This window comes from Streptomyces sp. CRN 30, from assembly GCF_034105845.1.
In genome coordinates this window covers 1-24,408 of sequence record NZ_JAVRHI010000397.1, presented here as the reverse complement: position 1 = coordinate 24,408, position 24,408 = coordinate 1, and the positions used below count along the sequence as shown (strand labels likewise).

Sequence of the window (24,408 nt, the reverse complement as noted above, 5' to 3'; positions counted from 1 at the left end):
CTCGCGCAGTTCCCCGCGCCCCTGAAGGGGCGCCCGCGCAAGGGGCGCGGGGAACTGCGCGACCAGCCACCACGCGCCCGCGGCCAGCAGACGGACCTCCGTCAGCCGACGGCAGTGACCAGCACCGCCACCGTCGGGTGGTCCGGCAGCGCCTCCGACACCGCGGCGCGGATCCGCCGGGCCACCTCCACCGTGCGGAGATCCGCACCCACCGCGCACTCCACCCGTACATGCCGCCTCGGCAGCACCGCCTCGGCGGGCGGCTCCGAGAAGTGCACCGGCCGTCCCAGCGTGCCGGTCAGCCGGGTCACGCCCGTGACCGCCAGCGCGGCCCGGCCCGCCCGGCCCTCGTCGCCGTCCCCGGCCGGCTTCCCGTCGTGCTCCCCGGCCGCCCGCTCATCCGGCGCGGCCGGTTCCGGCGCCGCGTCCAGCAGCGCGGTCACCCGCAGGTCCACGTCCGAGACCACCAGCCCCATCCGGAGCGCCGCGGCCTCGGCCAGCGTGGCCCGCACCCGCGCGGCCGTCGCCGGCAGCGGCTCGGACGCCGTCGCCGCGAGGTCGGCCGTCACTCGAAGGGGTGCGGGCGGCAGCGCGCTCGGCGGCGGCGGTACGACCGGTTCCGCCGCCTCGTCCGGCTCGGCGGGCGCGATCCGCAGGTGCTCCAGGCGGACCCCCGGCAGACCCGCCGCCACGCTCAGCAGCACGTCACGCGCCGCTCGCTCCGCGATCCACGCCCCGTCCCGGGCGTCACCCAGCGGCAGGAACCTGCCCAGTCCCAGTTGCTCCCGAACTGTCCGTGTCCACCGATCGGCCGTCGTCATTCGTCCAGCCTGCCGCATCCCCGGCGCGGGAGAGCGCAACCACACTTAACGTGGTCCCAGGAACACCCACCGAAAGGGACGGACGGCGATGAGCGAGACCACGGAGCGCAACCGGCCCGGTCAGGACCTCGGCGGCGAGGGCCTGGGCGCGGGCAAGGGACAGTCGGTCAGGCGTGGCGGCGGAGACCCCGGCAGCAGGGGCCGGACCACCATCGCCGACGGTGTGGTGGAGAAGATCACCGGAATGGCGGCCCGCGACGTGGCGGGCGTGCACGCCATGGGCAGCGGCATGTCCCGCACCTTCGGCGCCGTGCGCGACCGCGTGCCCGGCGGCTCCAAGTCGGTGACGCGCGGCGTGAAGGCCGAGGTGGGCGAGAAGCAGACGGCACTCGATCTGGAGATCGTCGTCGAATACGGCGTGTCGATCGCCGACGTCGCCCGCGATGTGCGGGAGAACGTCGTCACGGCCGTGGAGCGGATGACGGGTCTGGAGGTCGTCGAGGTCAACATCGCGGTGAGCGACGTCAAGCTCCCGGACGACGAGGACGAGGACCAGCCGGAGCCGCGGATCCAGTGAGACCACGTCCACCAACGAAACCTGAGGGGAGCGCACAGTGAACATGGCCGTGGTCGGCATGATCGCCGGCATGGCGCTGGGCTTCGCCGGATACTTCGGCGGATTCGGTGCCTTTCTGCTGGTGGCGGCCCTGGGCGCCGTCGGCTTCGTGGTCGGCCGGTTCCTGGAGGGCGACATGGAGCTGGGCGACTTCTTCCGCGGCCGCGACGACCGCCGGCGGTGACCGCCGTGAGCAGTGCGGTCGCCGAGCCGCCCGCGCCGCACGGCGCCGTCCCGTCCGGCGAGCGCGGAGCCACGCGCATCGCCGACCGGGTCGTCGCCAAGGTGGCCGCCCAGGCGGCGCGCGAGGCGGTGGGCCAGCTCCCGCCGGACGCGGCGCGCCCCCACGCGAGCGTCGTCGTGCACCACGGCGCCGCTCGCGTCCGCGTCCACCTCGAACTCGACTACCCCTGCGACGTCGGGGCCCGCTGCGGCCGGGTACGGCACCGGGTCGCCGAGCGGGTCTCCACGCTGACGGGCATGAAGGTACCGGAGGTCACCGTACGGGTGGAGCGGCTGCACCCGGCGGCGGAGTACGGCGCGGCACAGGGGAGGACGCGATGAGCGAACCCGCAGCGCCTCAGGGCGCCACGGCCGGAGCGCCGGTCCTGGAGAAGGACCCCGGCGCGGAGAACACCCCGCCCCCGGCCCCGCCGCACCACGGCCGGGCCGGCCGGTTCTGGTCGGCGCGGCGCGTCCCCGCGGGCATCGCCGCCCTGCTCCTGCTGGCCCTCGCGGTCGCCTTCCTCTACGACGTGGTCGCCGTGCGCGCCGACCGGCCCGGCATGCGCTGGCGCCGCGAACTGGCCCGGCAGCTCGCCGAACGTCCCCTGGACGACACCTGGGTGCTGGTCGGCGCGGGCATCACCGCGGCCCTCGGCCTCTGGCTGCTCCTGCTCGCCCTCACCCCCGGGCTGCGGTCGGTCCTGCCGATGCGCCGCACCCATCCGGACGTACGGGCGGGACTGCACCGGGACGCCGCCGCCACGGTGCTGCGCGACCGGGCCATGGAGGTCGCCGGGGTGCAGTCGGTGAAGGTGCGCACCCGCCGTTCGAAGGCGAAGGTCCGCGCGGTGTCGCACTTCCGGGAACTGGACGACGTACGCGGCGATCTGGACACCGCGCTCGCCGACACCGTGCGCGGGCTGGGGCTCTCCCGGCCGCCCGGTGTGTCGGTACGGGTGCGGCGGCCCGGACGGAAGGGGTGACAGCGGTGCTCAGGACCGTGAACCGGGTGCTGCTCGCACTGGCGGGACTCGTCCTGCTGGTGCTCGGCGGCTCCGTGCTCGCCGTCGGACTCGGGGTGTCGCCGCCCTCCTGGTGGATCCACGACGGACCCCACGACGTGCTGCTGAGCGACGCGCGGCGGACCCGGTGGCGGGACTCCGGCTGGTGGTGGCCGGTGGTCATCGCCGTGCTCGCCGTCCTGCTGCTGCTCGCGCTGTGGTGGCTCGTCGCCGTACTGCGCCGCCGCCGGCTCGCCGAGGTCCTCGTGGACACCGGCGACGGCGAGGGCGCGGTGCTGCGCGGCCGGGCCCTGGAGGACGCGTGCGCCGAGGAGGCGGGGCGCCTGGACGGGGTCGCACGGGCGGACGTACGGCTCACCGGCCGCCGTACGGCACCGCGGGCACGCGTACGGCTGAAGCTGGAACCGCACGTCGACCCCGGCGCCGCCCTCGACGGACTCACCGGCGGCGCCCTCGCGCACGCCCGCTCGTCGGCCGGCGCCGACGCCCTGCCCACGGAGGTCCGCCTCAAGGGAGTCGGACACCGTGCGGAGCGGGTCACCTGAACCGACGGCCGGCACCCGGCGCCGGAGGCCGGTGAACGCCCCCGCAAGGGGCGCGGGGAACTGCGCGAGCGATCACTTCGCTCCCCGCGCCCGGCGTACGGCCCGTCCCGGACGCCGCCCTCGCCCGGTGGTCAGAAACCGTGCCGGGCGCCGCCGTCGACCGGGACCATGACGCCCGTGACGTACGACGCGGCCGGCGACAGCAGGAACGCCGCCGCGCGGCCGAACTCCTCGGGGGCGCCGTAACGGCGCAGCGGGATGCGGGACTCGGACGCCGTGCGGGTGGCGGCCGGGTCGGCGGAGAGGCTGTCCAGGTGACGGACCCGGTCGGTGTCGATACGGCCCGGGAGGACGCCCACGACGCGGATGCCGCGCGGGCCCAGCTCGTCGCTGAGGGACTTGGCGAACCCGGCGAGCCCCGGCCGCAGCCCGTTGGAGACGGTCAGCCCCGCGATCGGCTCGTGCACCGAGCCGGACAGCACGAAACCGATGACCCCGCCCGCCTCCAGCTGCGTCGCCGCCGTCCGCGCGAGCCGCACCGCACCGAGGAAGACCGTCTCGAACGCCGACTGCCACTGCTCGTCGGTGATGTCGGAGGCGAGACCGGCCGGCGGGCCGCCGACGCTGACCAGGACGCCGTCGAAGCGGCCGAAGCGCTCACGGGCGGTGGCGATCAGCAGGTCGGCGGCGGCCGGGTCGGCGTTGTCCGCGGCCACCCCGACCGCGTTCGGCCCCAGCGCGGTCGCCGCCTCCACCACGCTCTTCTCGTCCCGGCCGGAGAGGACCACCTTCGCACCGTCGGCGACCAGTTCCCGCGCGGTGGCGTTGCCCAGTCCCCGGGTGGCTCCGGTGACGACGTACACCCGGTCCTTCAGTCCAAGATCCATGGCCCTATCCTGCCTCCTTGTCGCCGTACAGGGCGAGGGCGGTGTGCACCAGCCCGATGTGGCTGAACGCTTGGGGGAAGTTGCCGAGCTGGCGGCCGGCCACCGGGTCGTACTCCTCGGCCAGCAGCCCCACGTCGTTGGTCAGCTCCATCAACCGTTCGAACAGCTCCCGGGCCTCCTTGGTGCGGCCCGCCATGTGCAGGGCGTCCGCCAGCCAGAACGAGCACACCAGGAACGTGCCCTCGTCGCCCGGCAGGCCGTCCACCGCGCCGTCGGCGCTGTCGGTGGTGCTGTACCGCCGGACCAGGCCGTCCCGGGTCAGCTCCCGGGAGACCGCGTCGATCGTGCCGGTCACCCGGGGGTCGTCCGGCGGCAGGAAGCCCACGCGGGGGATGAACAGCAGCGCGGCGTCCAGCTCGCGGGAGCCGTAGTACTGGGTGAAGGTGTTCCGCTCCGGGTCGTAGCCCTTCTCGCACACCTCCCGGTGCACCTCGTCACGGAACGCGCGCCAGCCCTCCAGGTCGCCGCCCAGCTCCGGCTGCTCCTCCAGGGTGCGCACCGCGCGGTCGGCCGCGACCCACGTCATCACCTTGGAGTGCACGAACTGCCGGCGCCCGCCGCGCACCTCCCACAGCCCCTCGTCGGGCCGCCGCCACGCCGTCCGCAGCCACTGGACGAGCGCCCGTTGCAGCTCCCACTCCTGCGGCTCGGCCGGGATGCCCGCGGCCCGCGCCAGCGTCAGGGTGTCCATGACCTCGCCGTACACGTCCAGCTGGAGCTGGCTGACGGCGTCGTTGCCGATCCGCACCGGCCTCGACCCGGCGAAGCCGGACAGCCACGGCAGCTCGTACTCCGGGAGCCGGCGCTCACCGGCCAGGCCGTACATGATCTGCAGGTCCTGCGGGGAGCCGGCGACCGCGCGCAGCAGCCAGTCGCGCCACGCCTCCGCCTCCTCCAGGTACCCGGCCGCCAGCAGCGCGCTCAGGGTGAGGGTGGAGTCGCGCAGCCAGCAGTACCGGTAGTCCCAGTTGCGCACGCCGCCCGGCTCCTCGGGCAGCGAGGTGGTGGCCGCGGCGACGATGCCGCCGGTCGGCTTGTAGGTGAGCGCCTTCAGCGTGATCAGGGAGCGCACCACGGCGTCCCGGTGCGGGCCGGTGTAGCGGCAGCGGGAGACCCAGGCCCGCCAGTCCGCGACGCTGTGCTCCAGTGCCTCGTAGGGGTCGATCAGCGGCGGCCGGGGTTCGTGCGAGGGGTGCCAGGTGAGGACGAACGCGACCTTCTCCCCGGCCGCGACGGTGAACTCCGCGTGCGTCCCGAAGTCCTCGCCCCAGGTGCGCACCTCCGGTTCGCTGCGCAGCCACACCGAGTCCGGTCCGGCGACGGCCACCCGGTGCCCGTCGCCGCGCCGCACCCACGGCACCACGGCGCCGTAGTCGAAGCGCAGCCGCAGCGCGCTGTGCACGGTCACCTCGCCGCGCAGCCCCTCCACGATCCGCACCAGGTCGGGCGCGCGGTCGCGCTGCGGCATCAGGTCGGTGACCCGGACCGCGCCGTCCGCCGTCTCCCACTCGGTGTCCAGGACCAGGGTGTCGCGGCGGTAGGCGCGCCGCGTGCAGCGGTCGGCGCCCTTCGGCGCGATGCGCCAGTGGCCGTTCTCCTCGTCGCCGAGCAGCCGGGCGAAGCAGGCGGCCGAGTCGAACCGGGGCAGACACAGCCAGTCCACGGAACCGTCCGTGGCGACCAGGGCCGCGGTCTGCTCGTCGCCGATGAGCGCGTAGTCCTCTATGCGGGCTGCACGGTCGGTGGGGGCGCTACGGGCCTCGTTACGGGGATGCACGCGGTTCCGTCTTCCCGGTGGGTGCCGGGGCAATCAAGGCGTACGCGGGCGGTACGGGGGCCGGTGGCGACGGCGGTGCTACACGGCGGCCGGCGCCGCCTCCGCGTCCTCGGCACCGTCGCCGCTGTCGCCGTCGTCGGCCGTCTCGGAGCGCTCCCGGGCCTCGCGGCGCACCAGGAACCACCAGCCGACGGGGACGGCCGCGGAGAAGAGCCACCACTGGATGGCGTACGCGTAGTTCAGCGCCGCGTCCTCGTTGCCGGGCCGGCCGATCAGCTCCGGGGTGCCGTTCGCCGGTTCGGGCGTGGTGAGGACGACGTAGCCGCCGAGCACCTCGGCGCCGAGGCGCTCGGCCTGCTGCTCGCTGTTGATCAGCATGATCTGCCGGTCGGGCAGGCCCTTGAGGTCCTTGATACCGCTGGCCTCGGTCGTCTCGTCGGGCATGATCCGGCCGGTGAGGGTGACCTCCCCGGCGGGCGGCGCGGGGATCTTCGGGAACTCGGTCTGGCTGGGACCGTCCGCGGGGAGCCAGCCCCGGTTCACCAGCAGGACCTTGCCGTCGTCGAGGACGAACGGGGTGAGCACGTGGTAGCCGATGTTGTCGTCGGCGTCGGTGCGGCGCCGCACGACGACCTCGCGGTCGGTGTCGAAGCGGCCGGTCGCCTTCACGTTGTGGTAGCGCTCGGCGGAGGTGATGGTCGCGCCGGGGGAGGTGAGCTGCTCGACCGGTACCGGGTCGGAGTCGAGTGCCTCGGCGACCAGGTCGTTGCGGGCGGTGCGTTCCTCGTAGCGGTGCATCTGCCAGAAGCCCAGCTCGATCATCGTGGGGATGAGGAGCACGGCGATCAGCGTGAGGATCACCCACTGCCGGGACAACAGGAAGCGGTACACCCCACGACCGTACAACTCGGTCGCGGGGCGGCAGCAGGCGGGTACGGGCTCGGAGCCCCTCACACCTTGTCGACGACCCCCGTCCTGCCCTCCGCGCGGGCGCAGTGCGCGCCGCAGAACCAGTGGCCCTCGACCTCGACGCCCTGGCCGATGATCTGGACCCGGCAGTGTTCGCAGATGGGGGCCATGCGGTGGATCGCGCAGGAGAAGCAGTCGAAGACGTGCACCGCGCCCTGCGCGTGGACCTCGAAGGTCATGCCGTAGTTGTTGCCGCAGACTTCACATGTCGCCATGGGCCACAGGGTGGGCCGTGACCCGGACACGGGCGAGCGGCGGCCGGGCGAGTCGCCCGCCGATCACCCGTCCGTACGGACACCGGCCCGTCCGCGTCACCCGTCCGTACGGGCACCGGCCCGCCGGTGTCGCTCGTCCGTACAGGTCACCCGTCCGCCGGTTCCACGTCCCGCAGCAGTTGTCCGAACGCCGCCTCGTCCACCACAGGCGTACCGAACTGCCGGGCCTTGACCACCTTCGACGTGCCCGAGTCGGGGTCGTTGGTGACGAGCAGGCTGGTGAGCCGGGACAGGCTCGTCGCGACGTGCAGACCGGCCTCGACGGCGCGGTCCTCCAGCAGCTCCCGCTCGGTCGACGTGTCACCCGAGAAGGCGATCCGCATGCCCTGCTTGAGCGGTTTGCCGTCTTCGTACCGACCGGGGTTGGGATGCGGGCATGCGGGCCTTTTACGGGCGGGGCGCCAACCACCCGGCCGGTAACCTCCGGAGCCCGCCTGGCGGCCGATGCGCGGCGCGGGACGGTCCGTCCACTCCGTCAGCGGACGGCATTCGAGGAGCGGCAGCCGCACCCCGCCGGCCGCCGCGGCCAGCAGGCTCGGGCGGAACGCCTCGGCCAGCACGCGCGCGTCGTCCAGCGCGTGGTGGGCCCGCTGCTGCACCACACCGAAGTGCGCGGCCAGCGACTCCAGCTTGTGGTTGGGCAGCGGCAGCGCCAGCTCCTTGGAGAGGGCGATGGTGCACAGCCGTTGGCGCACCGGCGCCTCGCGCTCCGCGCGCGCGTACTCGCGGGCGATCATCTGCCAGTCGAAGACGGCGTTGTGCGCGACCAGCACCCGGCCGTCGAGCCGGGCCGCGAACTCCTCGGCGACGTCTCGGAAGAGAGGCGCCCCTTCGAGCACGTCACTGGTCAGGCCGTGTATCCACACCGGGCCCGGGTCCCGCTCGGGGTTGACCAGCGTGTACCAGTGGTCCTCGACCTCGCCGCGCGCGTCCAGGCGGTAGACGGCCGCCGAGATGATGCGGTCGTCGCGGGCCAGGCCGGTGGTCTCCACGTCAACGACCGCGTATCCCTGCGGATACGCGGCCGGCCACGGTGCGGGGGAGGACACTGCGGGCGTGCGGTCTTCGAGCATGGTCCCTGAGGATACGGGCCGCGACTGACAGCGCCGTCCCCGAGGGGGCAGCCCGCCGGGCCGTTCCGTCAACTTCCGGGACCCCGGGGGCCCTTGCGCGCGCGGCCGGTGAGTACTCCGTACCGGCCTCCGCGACCGGCCTCCGCGCGGGTCACCAGCGGATGGGCACCGGAAGCGCCGTCAGCAGCCCCGAGACCGCGACCACCACCCCCAGGAGGGCGACCTCCGCGCGGGCGGGGGAGCAGGCGGCCAGCGGATCGGTGGCGCGGCCCAGCCGGAGCCGCGCCCACAGGGCGAGCGCGGCGACCGCCGCGACGAGGAGCACCTTGGCGAGCAGCACGCGCCCGTAGGCGGTGTCCGTCAGCTGGTGCGGGATCGTGCCCGGCTCCATCCGGCGCAGCGAACTGCACACCCCCGTCGCCGTGATGGCGGCGAGCAGGACGGCCGCCACGCGCGCGTAGAGCCCGAGCAGCGCCGGACCGGCCTCCGCGCCGTGCCACCGGCGCAGGGTGCGCAGCACATGCAGCAGACCACCTGTCCACAGCGCGGCGCAGCCGAGGTGGATCAGGGTCAGACCGGAGCCGAGCAGCGCCGTGTGCTCGGTCGGGGGGTGCGCGCGCAGCGCCTCCGCGACCACCACCGCGGCCAGCGGCCACACCTGGGTGCCCGGCCGGCGCGAGGCCGAGCAGACCGCGGCCACCAGGAAGGCGTTGACCTCCAGCAGCGCGAGCCGGCCGTCCCGGGTGGAGTACAGGCCGCCGACGTCGATGTCGGCGAGCCCGTCCGGCACCAGGTTCCCGGTGGCCACCACCGAGGCGAGCCCCAGCGCGGCGACGCAACCGGTGACCGCCGCGTACGTGGACCAGCCGCGGGGCGTGAGCGGGGGAGCGCCGTCCAGGGAGCGGGCCAGCCGGTTCACGAACAGCTCGCCCAGCGGGACGGACAGGGCCGCGAACAGCACGGCCCGCAGCAGCGCGATGGCGCCGGTGCCGGGTGCGGCGGCCTCGCCGGTGCCGTGCAGCGCGGGCGCGGGGCCGAGCAGGGGTATCAGCGCGGCCAGCGCCACCAGCACGAGGACCGCCACGGCCCGGCCGTGCCCGGAGCCCCGCCGGGCGCGGCCCCGGGTCCCGGTGGCCGGAGGCGTGGTTCTTGTCAAGGTCACCCCAAGATCTTCACCAGCCGCCCCGACCCGGGCAAATCCAGACCGACGCCCGGCGGTACGCCACCCCCCTCCCGGGCGACGCCGGTGATTCTGCCGCACGGGTCGACACGTACGGGTGAGTACGGGCGGCCAAGGGTGACGAAGGGCCGGACGCCGGACGCGGCCCCGACGGCGGACGCGGGCCCGACGGGTGCGCGAAGGGCCGGACGGGAGGTCCCGTCCGGCCCCTCGGCCGTGCCGCGCGCGGCCGGTGCCTACTTGGTCACGGCGTCCAGCGCGTCCGCCGTGCCCCAGCCGTAGAACCCGTTGCGGTTCTTCGGGCCCTCGCAGACCGCGTCGACCTTGCCGTCGTTGTTGATGTCGTACGGCGTGGTGCACGCGGTGGCGTCGGCCTCGGCGTACAGCAGCGCCTTCACCAGGGCCGGCGAGGCGTGCGGGTGGGTCGACTTGATGAGCGCGGCCACGCCCGCGACGTGCGGCGACGCCATCGACGTACCGGCCATGTAGCCCCACGAGCCGCCGGGCAGCGTGCCCAGGATCAGACCGCTGGTGGCGGGCGCCGCCGGCGGCTGGTACGCGGTCGAGTCACCGCCGGGCGCGGCGATGTCGATGACCCCGCGGCCGTAGTTGGAGAAGGACGACTTGATGCCCTTCGCGCCGGTCGCCGCGACCGTGACGACACCCGGCAGCTGGGTCGGGATGTCGTAGCACTCCGACGGGTCGATCACCCGGTCGGAGGGCGTGGAGTCGTTGGGGGAGACCGGGTCGGTGATCTCGTCGGAGGCGAGGTCGTAGTTCTCGTTGCCGGCCGCGGCGACGTTGACCGCGCCCTTCCGCTCCGCGTACTTCGTGGCCCGCGTGACGGCCTCGACCAGCGCCTTCTGGTCCGGGTCGTCCTTGCAGTTGAAGTACCACGGGTCGGTGTAATAGCTGTTGTTGGTCACGTCGACGCCGTGTTCGGCCGCCCACACGAAGCCGCACACCACGGCCTCGGTGTAGAAGAAGCCGTCCGGGTTGCCGACCTTGATGCCGGACACCTTCACGCCGGGCGCGACGCCCGTCATGCCGACGCCGTTCTTCGCGGCGGCGATCTCACCGGCCACGTGGGTGCCGTGCGGGCTGTCCGTCCCGGTCGGCCGCCAGGCGCCGTCCGTGGTGTCCGGCTTGCCCGACACGCAGTTGACCGAGGCCTTCCGGTCGAAGTTGGCCGCGAGGTCCGGGTGGGTGTCGTCCACGCCGGTGTCCAGGACGGCGACGGTGACCTTGCTGGAGCCGAGCGACTTCTCGTGGGCCTTGTCCGCCTTGATGGCGGGCAGGTCCCACTGCAGGCCCTCCAGCGGGTCCTGGCCCGCGGCGGCCTCGGCCGCGGCGACCTCCTTCGCGGTCAGCTCCCGCGGCGTCCCCTCGTCGGTCGTCGCGGCCGACGGCAGTGGCGCCGTCCGGGTGGCACCGGCCGACTGCACCCCGCGCACCTTGCGGACGCTCTTGGCGAAGTCCGGGTTGGCGGAGTGGACGACGATCACGCCGATGCGGTCGTACGACGTCACGATGGTGCCGTCGGCCTTGGCTATCGCCCGCTTGATCTCGGCGGAGGGCGCCTTGCCGGCCTTGACGTTGACGACGTAGCTGAAGGAGTCCCCGTCGGCGGCGACGGACGGCGCCTCGGCGGCGGCGGCCTGGACGTTGGGCAGGAAGGCGAGGGCCGTCGCCACAGCCATGCCGGCCGGGATCGCCAGTGCGCGGCGGTGACGCGAGAGGAACGCGGTCATGTACAGACTCTCCGGTTTCTTCCATGGTGCGGACGGTGCGTGTCGTGCGGGTGAAGCCGGTACGGATGAGGGTGGCCGTCGGCCGGTCACTTCACCGCGCGCAGCGCGCCGAGGACCGGCGTCTGGAGCACAGATGAGGCATGGGTTCTCCACATCATCCGAAGGCGGAACCCACCCGGGACGCGGGTGAGCGCCCGGACAGGTACATGTCGGGTGGTGCACCGTGAAGCTATCGCCCCCGGTCCCTGGCCAGCAATGACCGGCCGGGCACGACTTCGGAAAGTGGCGCCGAAGGACGTTGAACCGGTGCCGGGGCCGCGCCGTGTCGTTGGTCAGGGAGCCCGAGCCAGATCAGCCCCCGCACCTGTCAGGAACAGCCTTCATGCCCGTAGTACGAGGAGAATCCGTGGCCACCGACGCACCGCCCCCCTCGAAACAGGAGCACCGGCTCCCGACCACCGAGGAGTTCACCGAGGTGCAGCAGAGCGAAGAGTTCGGTGAACTGCGCCGCTCCTTCCGTAACTTCGCCTTCCCGCTGACGATCGCCTTCGTCGCCTGGTACCTGCTCTACGTGCTGCTGTCGAACTACGCGGGCGACTTCATGGGCGAGAAGCTCTTCGGCAACATCAACGTCGCCTTCGTCCTCGGCATCGCCCAGTTCGTGACGACCTTCCTCATCGCCTGGTGGTACTCGCGGCACGCCGCCGCGAAGCTCGACCCCAAGGCCGAGGCCATCAAGACCCGGATGGAGGGCGGCGCGTGAGCACCCCCGAGCACTTCCCCCTGGCCGCCCCCGAGCAGTTCTTCCTGGCGGCCAACGAGGCCAGCGAGCACCGGCCGCTGATCATCACGCTCTTCGCGGTCTTCGTGGTCGCGACGCTCTTCATCACCGTCTGGGCCGGCCGGCAGACCAAGGACGCCGCCGACTTCTACGCGGGCGGACGCCAGTTCAGCGCCTTCCAGAACGGCCTCGCGGTCTCCGGCGACTACATGTCCGCCGCCTCCTTCCTCGGCATCGCGGGCGCCATCGCGATCTTCGGCTACGACGGCTTCCTGTACTCCATCGGGTTCCTCGTCGCCTGGCTGGTCGCCCTGCTCCTGGTCGCCGAGCCGCTGCGCAACTCCGGCCGCTACACGATGGGCGACGTCCTCGCCTACCGGATGCGCCAGCGTCCCGTACGCACCGCCGCCGGCACCTCCACGATCGTCGTCTCGATCTTCTACCTGCTGGCCCAGATGGCGGGCGCCGGCGTCCTGGTCTCCCTGCTGCTCGGCATCACCTCCGACGCGGGCAAGGTCCTCATCGTCGCCCTCGTCGGCGTCCTGATGATCGTCTACGTCACCATCGGCGGCATGAAGGGCACCACCTGGGTGCAGATGGTCAAGGCCGTGCTGCTCATCACCGGCACCCTCCTGATCACCTTCCTGGTGCTGCTGAAGTTCGACTTCAACATCTCCGACCTGCTCGGCTCCGCCGCCGAGAACAGCGGCAAGGGCGCCGCCTTCCTGGAGCCCGGCCTCCAGTACGGCGCGACCGGCACCACCAAGCTGGACTTCATCTCCCTCGGCATCGCCCTGGTCCTCGGCACCGCCGGCCTGCCGCACATCCTCATCCGCTTCTACACGGTGCCCAACGCCAAGGCCGCCCGTAAGTCCGTGAACTGGGCGATCGGCATCATCGGCGCCTTCTACCTGATGACCATCGCGCTCGGCTTCGGCGCCGCCGCGCTCATCTCGCAGAAGGAGATCACCGACTCCAACCCGTCCGGCAACACGGCCGCGCCGCTGCTCGCCCTGCATGTCGGCGGCGTCGACTCCGCGTGGGGCGCGATCCTGCTCGCCACGATCTCGGCGGTCGCCTTCGCGACCATCCTCGCCGTCGTCGCCGGCCTCACCCTCGCCTCGTCCTCGTCCTTCGCGCACGACATCTACGCCAACGTCATCCGCCGGGGCGAGGCCACCGAGAAGGAGGAGATGAAGGCGGCCCGCTGGGCCACCGTCTTCATCGGCATCGTCTCCATCGCGCTCGGCGCACTCGCCCGCGACCTGAACGTGGCCGGGCTGGTCGCCCTCGCCTTCGCGGTCGCCGCCTCCGCCAACCTGCCGACGATCCTCTACAGCCTCTTCTGGAAGCGGTTCACCACTCAGGGCGCCCTGTGGTCGATCTACGGCGGTCTGGTCGTCGCCGTCGGCCTGGTGCTGTTCTCGCCGGTGGTCTCCGGCGACGCCACGTCGATGTTCCCGGACGTCGACTTCGCCTGGTTCCCGCTGAAGAACCCGGGCATCATCTCGATCCCGTTCGGCTTCCTGATGGGCTTCCTCGGCACCGTCCTGTCCAAGGAGCGCCCGGACGCCGGCAAGTACGCGGAGCTGGAGGTCCGGTCCCTGACCGGCACCGGCGCCCACTGACTCACCCCGCGCGCCGGCCCCGTCGTAGATCCCTACGACGGGGCCGGCGCGTACCTCGTGGCTTCCGGCCGCTGTCGATGTCACCGGTGTCACGTAGGCTCGCAGGAGGCGGAGGAGAGAAAAGCTCCACCGGTCGCCGTCGAGGGAGGGGGCACACGTGCTCATCGACACCTACGGTCGAGTCGCCACCGACCTGCGGGTCTCGCTGACCGACCGCTGCAATCTGCGGTGCACCTACTGCATGCCGGAGGAAGGGCTGCAGTGGCTCGCCAAACCCGACCTCCTCACCGACGACGAGATCGTCCGGCTGATCGAGATCGCCGTGACCTCCCTCGGGATCGAGGAGGTCCGCTTCACCGGCGGGGAGCCCCTGCTGCGCCCCGGTCTCGTCGGCATCGTGGAGCGTGTCGCCGCCCTGGAGCCGCGCCCGCAGATGTCCCTCACCACCAACGGCATCGGCCTGAAGCGCACGGCGGCGGCCCTGAAGGCGGCGGGCCTGGACCGGGTCAACGTCTCCCTGGACACCCTCCGCCCGGAGATCTTCAAGATCCTCACCCGCCGTGACCGGCACAAGGACGTCCTGGAGGGGCTGCGCGCCGCCCACGAGGCGGGCCTGACCCCGGTCAAGGTCAACTCCGTCCTGATGCCGGGGCTCAACGACGACGAGGCCCCCGACCTGCTGGCCTGGGCCGTGGCGCACGACTACGAGCTGCGTTTCATCGAGCAGATGCCGCTGGACGCCCAGCACGGCTGGAAGCGCGAGGGCATGGTCACCGCCGGTGACATCCTGGAGTCGCTGCGCACCCGCTTCGAGCTGACCGAGGAGGGCGCCGACGAGCGCGGCTCCGCCCCGGCCGAACGCTGGCTGGTCGACGGCGGCCCGCACCGGGTCGGTGTCATCGCCTCCGTCACCCGCCCGTTCTGCGCCGCCTGCGACCGCACCCGGCTCACCGCCGACGGCCAGGTCCGCACATGCCTCTTCGCCCGGGAGGAGACGGACCTGCGCGCCGCCCTGCGCTCCGGCGCCCCCGACGAGGAGATCGCCCGCGTCTGGCGCCTGGCCATGTGGGGCAAGAAGGCGGGAGCGGGCCTCGACGACCCGACCTTCATCCAGCCGGACCGCCCGATGTCAGCGATCGGCGGCTGAAACCCCCCGAGGAGAAGCGCCCCGCAAGGGGCGCGGGGAACTGCGCGACAAGCCACGACGGCGCCGCACCGGTCACCCCTCCTCAGCCCCGCTGCACCCACTCCTCGAAGGGGACGACGTCCTTCAGAAACCCCCGCACCCCGAGAAACTGCGAGAGATGCTCTCGATGCTCCTCACACGCGAGCCACGTCTTACGCCGCTCAGGGGTATGCACCTTCGGGTTGTTCCACGCCAGCACCCACACCGCGGCAACACGGCAGCCCTTGGCGGAACACACGGCGGCGTCGGTCTCGTCACTCACGGCTCAGTCTCACAGAAGGTGTCGCAGAAGGTGTCGCAGAAAAGGCGACGCCGAGCAGCCACGGGGGGAGCTGCCCGGCGTCGGTCCGTCGCTCCGACGGGGGATGCGGAGCGCTTACCGAGTATGTCACGGCCAGCCCGCCGCCCGACACGGAACAACGCGATTCGATGGAGCAGTTCGCCGACTCGGCATGAACATGATCACCGGTCTTGAACGGTCAGATCCGATCAGGAACGGTCGTGCGGTTCGCCGCGTACACCCGCTGTCCGGTCGCTTGCGGAGTCTTCCGGCACGGATTCCGCGAAACCGGCCGACGCGCCCGGCGCTTCGAGCATCGGCGGCGTCGGCGCCGTGACGAACGTCGACGGCAGACCCGGCGCGTTCTCCCGCCCGGCGTTGGCGATGACCACCGCGACGTAGGGGAGCAGCGCCCCCAGGACCAGCGTCACGATCGCGACGTGCCGTTCCACGTTCCACAGGGCCGCCGTGAGGATCACCGACAGCGTGCGGACCGACATCGAGATGACGTACCGGCGCTGCCGCCCGCGCACGTCCTCGTCCAGCCCCGTCCGGGCTCCGGTGATCCGGAACACCTGGGCGTTGCCGCCGCCGCTCCGCTTCCGCATCACATTCCACCCTCCGCCCGCACAGCAGCTTCCCCGCCCGTACCCGTCCACGGCCGCTCGGGGTGCCCGGCGCGGGACTGTTCCCACGTTACGCCGCGGCTGCGCCGCCTACGAGACCGGGGCGCCACGTGCGGGAGCGATCGGAGTGCGCACGGGCGCCCGGGGGTGTCCCCCGTTCGGACGTATCCGCCGTGCGCCGTTCGCGGTACGGCCCGAGAGTGGCCGTAATGCTCACGTAGAGCCGTACGAGGAGGCAGCCATGGGCTGGTTGTGGGCGATCATCGTCGGATTCGTGCTCGGTCTGATCGCCAAGGCGATCATTCCGGGCAAGCAGCACAGCCCTCTGTGGCTGACGACGATCTTCGGCATGCTCGGTGCCATCGTCGGCAACGCGGTCGCCCGCGCGGCCGGCGTCGACGCCACGGCGGGAATCGACTGGTGGCGGCACATCTTCCAGCTCGTCGCCGCGGTCATCATCGTCGCCATCGGCGACATGGTGTACATGGCGGTGCGGGGCAACAAGAAACAGCGGCACACCACCTGACCGCACCCGCGGCGAGGGGCGGCCCCGGCATCCGGGACCGCCCCTCGCCGTACGCGTCGCCGCCCCCGGCCGGGCCGCTCAGGCGCCGGTGACCTCCACCGCGGCCAGGTTCTTCTTGCCGCGCCGCAGCACGAGCCAGCGGCCGTGCAGCAGGTCCTCGGCGGCGGGGACGGCGTCCTCGGCGGCGACCTTCACGTTGTTCACGTAGGCGCCGCCCTCCTTCACCGTGCGGCGGGCCGCCGACTTGCTGGCGACCAGACCGACCTCGGCGAACAGGTCGACGACCTGGCCCGCCTCGGCGACCCGCACGTGGGGCAGCTCCGACAGTGCCGCCGCCAGCGTCCGCTCGTCCAGCTCCGCCAGGTCGCCCTGGCCGAAGAGCGCCTTGGACGCGGCGATCACCGCGGCGGTCTGGTCCGCGCCGTGCACCAGCGTCGTCAGCTCCTCGGCCAGCGCGCGCTGCGCCGCACGGGCCTGCGGCCGCTCCTCGGTCTGCCGCTCCAGCTCCTCCAGCTCCGCGCGGGATCTGAAGGACAGGATGCGCATGTAGCCCGAGATGTCCCGGTCGTCCACGTTCAGCCAGAACTGGTAGAACGCGTACGGCGTCGTCATCTCCGGGTCCAGCCAGACGGCGCCGCCCTCGGTCTTGCCGAACTTGGTGCCGTCCGCCTTGGTCATCAGCGGCGTCGCGTACGCGTGGGCCGTGGCGTCCGGCTCCAGGCGGTGCAGCAGGTCAAGGCCGGCCGTGAGGTTGCCCCACTGGTCGCTGCCGCCCTGCTGCAGCGTGCAGCCGTACCTCCGGTAGAGCTGGAGGAAGTCCATGGCCTGGAGCAGCTGGTAGCTGAACTCGGTGTAGCTGATGCCCTCCGACGACTCCAGGCGCCGCGCGACGGAGTCCTTGGTCAGCATCTTGTTGACCCGGAAGTGCTTGCCGATGTCCCGCAGGAACTCGATCGCGGAGAGCCCCTCGGTCCAGTCGAGGTTGTTGACCATGACGGCCGCGTTCTCGCCCTCGAAGTCGAGGAACGGCTCGATCTGGCCGCGCAGCCGCTGGACCCAGCCGGCCACGGTCTCCGGCGAGTTCAGCGTGCGCTCCGCGGTCGGGCGCGGGTCGCCGATCTGGCCCGTCGCCCCGCCGACCAGCGCCAGCGGCCGGTGCCCGGCCCGCTGGAGCCGGCGCACGGTGAGCACCTGCACCAGGTGCCCGACGTGCAGGGACGGCGCGGTCGGGTCGAAACCGCAATAGAACGTGACGGGACCGTCCGCGAGCGCCTTGCGCAAAGCGTCCTCGTCGGTGGACTGGGCGAACAGCCCACGCCACTTCAGCTCGTCGACGATGTCCGTCACGGTTCTCGTGTCTCCTTGATTCGGTCCATGAAGCGGTTACGAGGTTATACGCCCTGGCTGACAGAGCTCATATTGAAGTCGGGGACCCGCAGCGCGGGCATCGCGGCCCTGGTGAACCAGTCGCCCCACTCCCGCGGCAGCGTCCGCTCGGTGCGCCCGGCCTCCGCGGCCCGTCCCAGCAGGTCCACCGGCGACTCGTTGAACCGGAAGTTGTTCACCTCGCCGACGACCTCGCCGTTCTCGACGAGATAGACGCCGTCCCGGGTCAGACCGGTCAGCAGCAGCGTCGCCGGGTCGACCTCGCGGATGTACCACAGGCAGGTCAGCAGCAGCCCCCGCCCGGTGCCCGCGACCATCTCCTCCAGCGAGCGGCCGGTGCCGCCGTCCAGAATCAGGTTGTCGACGGCCGGGGCCAGCGGCAGCCCGGTCAGCGCGGCACTGTGCCGGGTCGTCGTCAGCCGGGCCAGCTCGCCCCCGCTGATCCACTCCGTCGCCGACACCGGCAGCCCGTTGTCGAAGACCGACTGGTCGCCGCCGGAGGAGTGCGCCACCACGAACGGCGCCGTCTCCAGACCGGGCTCGCCCGGGTCGCTGCGCAGGGTCAGCGGCAGCTCGCTGAGCCGCTCGCCCACGCGCGTGCCGCCGCCCGGCCTGGAGAACACCGTCCGGCCCTCGGCCGCGTCCCGGCCCGAAGCCGACCACAGCTGGTAGATCAGCAGGTCCGCGACGGCGGTCGGCGGCAGCAGCGTCTCGTAGCGGCCAGCGGGCAGATCCAGGCGCCGCTCGGCCCATCCGAGGCGTACGGCCAGCTCCGCGTCGAGCGCCGCCGGGTCGACGTCCTTGAAGTCCCGGGTGGCCCGGCCCGCCCACGCCGACCGCGACCGGTCCGGCGACTTGGCGTTCAGCTCCAGCGTGCCGGTGGGCAGGTCCGAGCGGAGCCGCAGCCCCGTCGACGTCCCCAGGTACGTCGACACCATCTCGTGGTTGGCGAATCCGTACAGCTCCCGGCCGCCGGCACGCGCGCGTGCGAACGCCTCACCGAGCGCGGGTGCGAAGTCGGCGAACACCGCCGACGACGTCTCGGCCGGCGCGGCCACGAAGTCCGGCGCCTCCGGCACCCCCGTGACCAGCGGCTGCGCGTCCTCGGCGGGACCGGCGCCGCGCGCGGCCTCCTCCGCGGCCCGCACCAGGGGCTCCAGGTCGTCCCCGGTGACGGCGGACCGCGACACCACCCCGGAGGCCGTGCCCTCCTTCCCGTCGACGGTGGCGACCACCGTGAGCGTGCGTCCGCGCGTGACGCCGTTCGTCGTCAGGGCGTTGCCCGCCCAGCGGAGGTTGGCGGTGGAGCGCTCGTCGGCGATGACCACGCAGCCGTCCGCCCGGGACAGCGCCAGCGCCCGCTCGACGATCTCGTGCGGCGCGGTCGTACGAGACGTACGGGTTGTACGGGGCGTACGGGGCGTACGGGACGTACGGGAACTCATCGACCCGCCTCCTGCGTGGTGTTGAGGATGTTGACGCCCTTGAAGAGGGCCGACGGGCAGCCGTGGGAGACCGCGGCCACCTGGCCCGGCTGGGCCTTGCCGCAGTTGAAGGCGCCGCCGAGGACGTACGTCCGGGGACCGCCGACCGCCGCCATGGAACCCCAGAAGTCGGTGGTCGTCGCCTGGTAGGCGACGTCGCGCAGCTGACCCGCGAGCCGGCCGTTCGCGATCCTGAAGAAACGCTGCCCGGTGAACTGGAAGTTGTAGCGCTGCATGTCGATCGACCAGGAGCGGTCGCCGACGACATAGATGCCCCGGTCCACGCCCCCGATGAGGTCCTCGGTGGAGAGCCCGCCCGGGTCGGGCGCCAGCGACACGTTGGCCATCCGCTGCACCGGCACGTGGCCGGGGGAGTCCGCGTAGGCGCAGCCGTTGGACCGGTCGAAGCCGGTGAGGCGGGCGATGCGGCGGTCCAGCTGGTAGCCGACCAGCGTGCCGTCCTTCACCAGGCCCCAGGACTGCGCCGCTACGCCCTCGTCGTCGTAGCCGATGGTCGCCAGGCCGTGCTCGGCGGTGCGGTCGCCGGTGACGTTCATCAGCTCCGAGCCGTAGCGGAGCTTGCCCAGCTGGTCGAAGGTGGCGAAGGAGGTGCCGGCGTAGGCGGCCTCGTAGCCGAGCGCCCGGTCCAGCTCGGTGGCGTGGCCGATGGACTCGTGGATGGTGAGCCAGAGGTTGGAGGGATCGACCACCAGGTCGTACAGGCCCGGATCGACGCTCGGCGCGCGCATCTTCTCGGCGAGCAGCCCGGGGATCTCGGCCAGCTCGGCGTCCCAGTCCCAGCCGGTGCCGGTCAGGTACTCCCAGCCGCGCCCGGCCGGCGGCGCCAGCGTGCGCATCGAGTCGAACTCGCCGGTCGACTCGTCCACCGACACGGCCGTGAGCACCGGGTGCAGCCGGACCCGCTGCTGGGTGGTCGTGGTCCCGGCGGTGTCGGCGTAGAACTTGTTCTCGTGCACGGTGAGCAGCGAGGCGTCCACGTGGTCGACGCCGCCCGCCGCGAGCAGCCGCGCGCTCCAGTCGGCCAGCAGCGCCGACTTCTCCGCGTCCGGCACGGTGAACGGGTCGATGTCGTACGCGGAGACCCAGGTGCGGTCGGCGTGCACGGGTTCGTCGGCCAGCTCCACCCTCTCGTCCGACCCGGCCGCCTTGATCACCTGCGCCGACAGCTTCGCCATCGCCACCGCCTGCGAGGCGACCTTGGCGGCGGCGTCCGGGGTCAGGTCCACGCCGGAGGCGAAGCCCCACGTACCGCCGTGCACGACGCGCACCGCGTATCCGAGGTCGGTGGTGTCCGAGGAGCCGGAGGGCTTGGCGTCCCGCAGCCGCCAGGACGCGCTGCGGACCCGCTCCAGGCGGAAGTCCGCGTGCTCGGCGCCGAGGGAACGGGCACGGGCGAGGGCCGCGTCGGCCAGGGGGCGCAGGGGTAGTGCGAGGAACGTTTCATCGATGGGATGAGGCACCTAAGTCTCTTTCCGTGGCCGGGTGGCGTGGTCGTCGTGCTCGATGGTGCTCCGATCATGTCCCCCGCCGGGAGCGGCGACCACGGGTTTCCGGGTGACGTGGGCCGCTTTCTGTAGGGACCCGACAGAGACCCCCGTAAGCCACTGTGGGTGCCCGATTCCCCGCGCGGAAGCCGGGACCGATAGGTTTTCGAAGAAGCCGCCCGCCATCGAGATGCGTACAGGTGTTCGGGCGGACGTGTTCAGACCCCCACGGAAAGGGTGATCCGTTGAGCCGCTCGGTTCTCGTCACCGGAGGCAACCGGGGCATCGGCCTCGCCATCGCCCGAGCTTTCGCCGACGCCGGCGACAAGGTCGCGATCACGTACCGCTCGGGTGAGCCGCCTCAGGCCCTGACGGAGTTGGGCTGCCTCGCCGTCAAGTGCGACATCACCGACGCCGAGCAGGTGGAGCGGGCCTACAAGGAGATCGAGGAAGCGCACGGCAACGTCGAGGTCCTCGTCGCCAACGCCGGCGTGACCAAGGACCAGCTCCTGATGCGCATGTCGGAGGAGGACTTCACCTCCGTCGTCGACACCAACCTCACCGGCACCTACCGCGTCGTCAAGCGCGCCAACCGCGGCATGCTGCGGGCGAAGAGGGGCCGCGTCGTGCTCATCTCGTCCGTCGTCGGACTGCTCGGCTCGGCGGGGCAGGCGAACTACGCCGCCTCCAAGGCCGGCCTGGTCGGCTTCGCGCGCTCCCTCGCCCGTGAGCTGGGGTCCCGCAACATCACCTTCAACGTCGTCGCGCCCGGCTTCGTCGACACCGACATGACCAAGGTCCTCACCGACGAGCAGCGCGCGGGCATCGTCTCGCAGGTGCCGCTCGGCCGGTACGCGCAGCCGGAGGAGATCGCCGCGACGGTGCGGTTCCTCGCCTCGGACGACGCCTCGTACATCACTGGAGCCGTCATTCCCGTTGACGGCGGACTGGGAATGGGTCACTGATCACCATGAGCGGAATCCTCGACGGCAAGCGCGTCCTGATCACCGGCGTGCTGCTGGAGTCCTCCATCGCCTTCCACACCGCCAAGCTGGCGCAGGAGCAGGGCGCGGAGATCATCCTGACCGCGTTCCCGCGGCCCACGCTGACCGAGCGCGTCGCCAAGAAGCTCCCGAAGCCCACCAAGGTCATCGAGCTGGACGTCACCAACGACGAGCACCTCGGGCGCCTCGCGGACATCGTCGGCGAGGAGCTGGGCGGCCTCGACGGCGTCGTGCACTCCATCGGCTTCGCGCCGGAGGACGCGCTCGGCGGCAACTTCCTGAACACGCCGTTCGAGTCGGTCGCCACCGCCATGCACGTCTCGGCGTTCTCCCTGAAGTCGCTCACCATGGCCTGCCTGCCGCTCATGCAGAACGGCGGCTCCGTCGTCGGCCTCACCTTCGACGCCCAGTACGCCTGGCCGCAGTACGACTGGATGGGCCCGGCCAAGGCCGCGCTGGAGGCCACCAGCCGTTACCTCGCCCGCGACCTGGGCAAGCAGAACGTGCGCTCCAACCTCATCTCGGCGGGCCCGATCGGCTCCATGGCCGCCAAGTCCATCCCGGGCTTCAGCGACCTGGCCTCGGTGTGGGACACCCGCGCGCCCCTGGAGTGGGACCTCAAGGACCCCGAGCCGGCCGGCCGCGGTGTCGTCGCCCTGCTGAGCGACTGGTTCCCGAAGACCACCGGCGAGATCATCCACGTCGACGGCGGACTGCACGCGGTCGGCGCCTGACCTCGACCCGCGAGAGGGCCCGCGTCCGCCAGGGCGCGGGCCCTCTCGCGCGTCACGCGCGGGTCCTTGGTGTGTCGTGCGCGGGCCCTTGGCGCGTCACCCGTTCGGCCCAGTCGGCCGGGCGGGGCGACCATCAGCGGCGCACGCTGGGAGACGACTTCACCTCCGCGGTTCACCCCCGCGCTTCCCCCCCCGGTATTTCCCCTGGTTCCTCCCGCGCTTCCCTCACCGGTCCGGCCGAGGAGGTCCGTCAGTGCGCTCCGCCCGCCGCCTCGCCGCAGCAGCGACCGTCACCGCCGTACTCGCCCTGCCGTACGGAGCGGCGGCCCACGCGCGCGTGGACGACGGTGACGGCGACGCGCCTTCCGCGCGGTACCCCGGCGCCGAGTGCCGCGTCCGCACCACGGGCTCGCGCGTCACGGCCCACTGCCACAACCCCTATCCCCGGACCGACCGCGTGAGCCTGCACGTCGAGTGCGCCCGCTGGTGGGACCTGGACAGCGACGGCACCCCCGTGGCGGCGCGGCCGGCCGAGACCGTACGGCTGACCGGGCACTGCTGGAAAGAGGTCGGCTCGGCCTGGGTCAGCCACCGGCATCCGGACTGACCCGCCCCGGACGGCACACGAACGGATATCCGGCCGCCTCCTCCCCGGCCGTCCCGGCGTCCCCCGCGCGGATCGCGTCGACCAGCCGCGTGTGGTCCATGTGGCTCTCCGGCGTCAGCTCCGCGCCGACGTCCTCCCGCAGCCAGTCCCGCATCACCTCGCCGAGGTCCGCGTACATCGCGGTCATCACGTCGTTGTGCGAGGCGGCCACGACGGCCAGGTGAAAGGTGGCGTCCGCCGTCACGAACGCCTCCGCGTCGCCCGACTCCCACGCCTCCCCGCGCCGCACCATCAGCGCGTCGAGCTGCTTGAGGTCCTTCTCCGTACGCCGCTCAGCCGCCAGCCGGGCGGCGGCCGACTCCAGCGTGGAACGCAGCTCGGCGATGTGCCGGGGGTCGGCGCCGGCGAACCGGCGGTGCATCACACCGGCCAGCTCACTGGTGGCGACCACGTACGTGCCGGAGCCCTGGCGGATGTCCAGCAGCCCGTTGTGCGCCAGCGCGCGGACCGCCTCCCGGACCGTGTTCCGGGCCACCCCGAGCTGCTCCACGAGTTCGGGCTCGGTCGGGATACGGGAGCCGACCGACCACTCACCCGAGGTGATCTGCTGGCGGAGCTCGGCGATGACCTGCTCGGACAGGGCCGAACGGCGGGGATGGCTCAGGGGCATGGCTCACCTTCGCAGAGTGCTGACGGCGACCGACCACCGCGGGTGCCACCGGGGGCATCGTAGTCGCGGGGTGGACAGTCAATCATCCCATGATTCTATGATGGGTCTCATGGCTAGTGAGGAAAACCGGACGGCGACGTCCACGAGCGAGTCCCCGACCGAGTACCCGCGCGACGGCGGTACGGCCGTGCGCGCGGCCCCGGAGGAGCCCGGCACGCGCGCGTGGACGACCTGGACGACCCGTCTGCTCGTCCTCGGCATCGTGCTGGCCGCACTCAACCTGCGGCCCGCCATCACCAGCCTCGGCGCGCTCCTCGAAGAGGTCCGCGACGGGCTCGGCATGAGCGGCTCCGTGGCCGGGCTCCTCACCTCCGTGCCCCCGCTCTGCTTCGCCGTCTTCGGCGTCATGGCCCCGCGGCTCGCCCGCCGCTTCGGTCCCGGCGCGGTGGTCTGCGCGGGCATGGCCGCGATCACCGCCGGACTGCTGGTCCGCCCGTTCGCCGGGAACACGGCCGGGTTCCTGACCGCCAGCGCGCTGGCCCTGATGGGCATCGCGGTCAGCAACGTCCTGATGCCGGTCATCGTCAAGCGCTTCTTCCCGGACCGGGTCGGCTCCATGACCGGCCTGTACTCGATGGCGCTGGCCTGCGGCACCTCGATCGCCGCGGCGGCCACCGTGCCGCTGACCGACGCGCTGGGCGGCGACTGGCAGCCCGGCCTCGGCGTGTGGGCCGCCCTGGCGGCGGTGGCCGTCCTGCCGTGGCTCCCGTTCGTACGCCCCCGCGCGGCG

General features: G+C 72.5%; 27 protein-coding genes. 13 read left to right on the top strand and 14 right to left on the bottom strand.

The features are described 5' to 3' along the window. Nucleotides 1-101: 101 nt before the first annotated feature. Entirely contained in the window at nt 102-821 is a 720-nt protein-coding gene (locus UW392_RS43405; protein ID WP_320780818.1) for a nucleopolyhedrovirus P10 family protein, read from the bottom strand. A gap of 88 nt (nt 822-909) precedes the next feature. Between UW392_RS43405 and UW392_RS43400 the strand changes: the two genes are divergently transcribed. Genes UW392_RS43400 through amaP form a run of 5 tightly spaced genes read left to right on the top strand, consistent with a single transcriptional unit; the run spans nt 910 to nt 3,229 of the window. Continuing rightward, entirely contained in the window at nt 910-1,398 is a 489-nt protein-coding gene (locus UW392_RS43400) for an Asp23/Gls24 family envelope stress response protein (RefSeq protein WP_320780817.1), read from the top strand. Nucleotides 1,399-1,435: 37 nt separating this feature from the next. Continuing rightward, nucleotides 1,436-1,621: a hypothetical protein gene (locus UW392_RS43395; protein ID WP_320780816.1), complete on the top strand. Its 186-nt coding sequence runs from the start codon at nt 1,436-1,438 to the stop codon at nt 1,619-1,621. Then, complete coding sequence (locus UW392_RS43390) at nt 1,618-2,001, top strand: Asp23/Gls24 family envelope stress response protein (protein ID WP_414497250.1); 384 nt, start codon at nt 1,618-1,620, stop codon at nt 1,999-2,001. Before UW392_RS43395 ends, UW392_RS43390 begins: the two co-directional genes overlap by 4 nt. Further along, the gene (locus tag UW392_RS43385) at nt 1,998-2,645 is read left to right on the top strand and encodes a DUF6286 domain-containing protein (RefSeq protein WP_320780814.1); all 648 of its coding nucleotides are present in this window, start codon (nt 1,998-2,000) and stop codon (nt 2,643-2,645) included. Before UW392_RS43390 ends, UW392_RS43385 begins: the two co-directional genes overlap by 4 nt. Then, nucleotides 2,642-3,229 carry an alkaline shock response membrane anchor protein AmaP gene (gene amaP, locus UW392_RS43380; RefSeq protein ID WP_320780813.1) on the top strand — a complete coding sequence of 196 codons (588 nt, stop codon included), beginning with the start codon at nt 2,642-2,644 and terminating at the stop codon, nt 3,227-3,229. Before UW392_RS43385 ends, amaP begins: the two co-directional genes overlap by 4 nt. Before the next feature lie 131 nt (nt 3,230-3,360). Here the strand turns inward: amaP and UW392_RS43375 are convergent, their stop codons facing one another. From UW392_RS43375 to UW392_RS43345, 7 genes are all read right to left on the bottom strand, one after another. Continuing rightward, nucleotides 3,361-4,116: an SDR family oxidoreductase gene (locus UW392_RS43375; RefSeq protein ID WP_320780812.1), complete on the bottom strand. Its 756-nt coding sequence runs from the start codon at nt 4,114-4,116 to the stop codon at nt 3,361-3,363. A gap of 4 nt (nt 4,117-4,120) precedes the next feature. Next, nucleotides 4,121-5,953, bottom strand: a complete 1,833-nt coding sequence (locus UW392_RS43370; protein ID WP_320780811.1) for a glycoside hydrolase family 15 protein — start codon at nt 5,951-5,953, stop codon at nt 4,121-4,123. A 78-nt stretch (nt 5,954-6,031) separates the two neighbouring features. Beyond that, nucleotides 6,032-6,844 (bottom strand): SURF1 family protein, encoded by an 813-nt coding sequence (locus UW392_RS43365; protein ID WP_320780810.1) that lies wholly within the window; start codon nt 6,842-6,844, stop codon nt 6,032-6,034. A gap of 59 nt (nt 6,845-6,903) precedes the next feature. Next, nucleotides 6,904-7,137 (bottom strand): hypothetical protein, encoded by a 234-nt coding sequence (locus UW392_RS43360; RefSeq protein ID WP_320780809.1) that lies wholly within the window; start codon nt 7,135-7,137, stop codon nt 6,904-6,906. Between the two features lie 146 nt (nt 7,138-7,283). Beyond that, a complete protein-coding gene (locus UW392_RS43355) occupies nt 7,284-8,270 on the bottom strand; it encodes a DEDDh family exonuclease (protein WP_320780808.1) in 987 nt (328 codons plus the stop codon). 151 nt (nt 8,271-8,421) lie between these two features. Beyond that, nucleotides 8,422-9,432 (bottom strand): CopD family protein, encoded by a 1,011-nt coding sequence (locus UW392_RS43350; RefSeq protein WP_414497247.1) that lies wholly within the window; start codon nt 9,430-9,432, stop codon nt 8,422-8,424. Nucleotides 9,433-9,686: 254 nt separating this feature from the next. Continuing rightward, the gene (locus UW392_RS43345) at nt 9,687-11,201 is read right to left on the bottom strand and encodes a S8 family peptidase (RefSeq protein WP_320780807.1); all 1,515 of its coding nucleotides are present in this window, start codon (nt 11,199-11,201) and stop codon (nt 9,687-9,689) included. Between the two features lie 406 nt (nt 11,202-11,607). On the opposite strand from UW392_RS43345, the gene UW392_RS43340 reads away from it, so the two are divergent. The 3 genes from UW392_RS43340 to moaA all read left to right on the top strand — a co-directional run bounded on the left by UW392_RS43340 (nt 11,608) and on the right by moaA (nt 14,757). Continuing rightward, on the top strand, nt 11,608-11,964 hold the full coding sequence (locus UW392_RS43340; protein ID WP_320780806.1) for a DUF485 domain-containing protein: 357 nt from the start codon (nt 11,608-11,610) through the stop codon (nt 11,962-11,964). A gap of 20 nt (nt 11,965-11,984) precedes the next feature. After that, entirely contained in the window at nt 11,985-13,610 is a 1,626-nt protein-coding gene (locus UW392_RS43335) for a cation acetate symporter (RefSeq protein ID WP_320780819.1), read from the top strand. 157 nt (nt 13,611-13,767) lie between these two features. Continuing rightward, the gene (gene moaA / locus UW392_RS43330) at nt 13,768-14,757 is read left to right on the top strand and encodes a GTP 3',8-cyclase MoaA (protein WP_320780805.1); all 990 of its coding nucleotides are present in this window, start codon (nt 13,768-13,770) and stop codon (nt 14,755-14,757) included. Nucleotides 14,758-14,839: 82 nt separating this feature from the next. Here moaA and UW392_RS43325 read toward each other — a convergent pair whose 3' ends face one another. Together UW392_RS43325 and UW392_RS43320 are read right to left on the bottom strand one after the other, a co-directional pair. Next, entirely contained in the window at nt 14,840-15,058 is a 219-nt protein-coding gene (locus UW392_RS43325) for a hypothetical protein (protein ID WP_320780804.1), read from the bottom strand. A 227-nt stretch (nt 15,059-15,285) separates the two neighbouring features. Then, nucleotides 15,286-15,684 carry a DUF3099 domain-containing protein gene (locus UW392_RS43320; protein WP_320780803.1) on the bottom strand — a complete coding sequence of 133 codons (399 nt, stop codon included), beginning with the start codon at nt 15,682-15,684 and terminating at the stop codon, nt 15,286-15,288. Between the two features lie 259 nt (nt 15,685-15,943). Here UW392_RS43320 and UW392_RS43315 point away from each other — a divergent pair, with 259 nt between their 5' ends. Beyond that, nucleotides 15,944-16,228: a GlsB/YeaQ/YmgE family stress response membrane protein gene (locus UW392_RS43315; RefSeq protein WP_320780802.1), complete on the top strand. Its 285-nt coding sequence runs from the start codon at nt 15,944-15,946 to the stop codon at nt 16,226-16,228. Between the two features lie 78 nt (nt 16,229-16,306). Here UW392_RS43315 and tyrS read toward each other — a convergent pair whose 3' ends face one another. From tyrS to UW392_RS43300, 3 genes are read right to left on the bottom strand one after another with little or no spacing between them, the layout of a single operon-like run. Then, a complete protein-coding gene (gene tyrS, locus UW392_RS43310; RefSeq protein ID WP_320780801.1) occupies nt 16,307-17,575 on the bottom strand; it encodes a tyrosine--tRNA ligase in 1,269 nt (422 codons plus the stop codon). Between the two features lie 44 nt (nt 17,576-17,619). Beyond that, the gene (locus tag UW392_RS43305; protein ID WP_320780800.1) at nt 17,620-19,059 is read right to left on the bottom strand and encodes a metallopeptidase TldD-related protein; all 1,440 of its coding nucleotides are present in this window, start codon (nt 19,057-19,059) and stop codon (nt 17,620-17,622) included. Continuing rightward, nucleotides 19,056-20,579, bottom strand: a complete 1,524-nt coding sequence (locus UW392_RS43300) for a TldD/PmbA family protein (RefSeq protein WP_320780799.1) — start codon at nt 20,577-20,579, stop codon at nt 19,056-19,058. Before UW392_RS43300 ends, UW392_RS43305 begins: the two co-directional genes overlap by 4 nt. A 269-nt stretch (nt 20,580-20,848) precedes the next feature. On the opposite strand from UW392_RS43300, the gene fabG reads away from it, so the two are divergent. From fabG to UW392_RS43285, 3 genes are all read left to right on the top strand, one after another. Further along, complete coding sequence (gene fabG / locus UW392_RS43295; protein WP_320780798.1) at nt 20,849-21,568, top strand: 3-oxoacyl-[acyl-carrier-protein] reductase; 720 nt, start codon at nt 20,849-20,851, stop codon at nt 21,566-21,568. Nucleotides 21,569-21,573: 5 nt separating this feature from the next. Beyond that, complete coding sequence (gene fabI / locus UW392_RS43290; protein ID WP_320780797.1) at nt 21,574-22,341, top strand: enoyl-ACP reductase FabI; 768 nt, start codon at nt 21,574-21,576, stop codon at nt 22,339-22,341. 253 nt (nt 22,342-22,594) lie between these two features. Beyond that, the gene (locus tag UW392_RS43285; protein ID WP_320780796.1) at nt 22,595-22,948 is read left to right on the top strand and encodes a hypothetical protein; all 354 of its coding nucleotides are present in this window, start codon (nt 22,595-22,597) and stop codon (nt 22,946-22,948) included. Here the strand turns inward: UW392_RS43285 and UW392_RS43280 are convergent. Further along, nucleotides 22,926-23,618 carry a FadR/GntR family transcriptional regulator gene (locus tag UW392_RS43280; RefSeq protein WP_320780795.1) on the bottom strand — a complete coding sequence of 231 codons (693 nt, stop codon included), beginning with the start codon at nt 23,616-23,618 and terminating at the stop codon, nt 22,926-22,928. The genes UW392_RS43285 and UW392_RS43280 overlap by 23 nt on opposite strands. Nucleotides 23,619-23,727: 109 nt before the next feature. On the opposite strand from UW392_RS43280, the gene UW392_RS43275 reads away from it, so the two are divergent. Next, the coding region (locus UW392_RS43275) for an MFS transporter (protein WP_414497244.1) at nt 23,728-24,408 on the top strand (681 nt) is incomplete at its 3' end.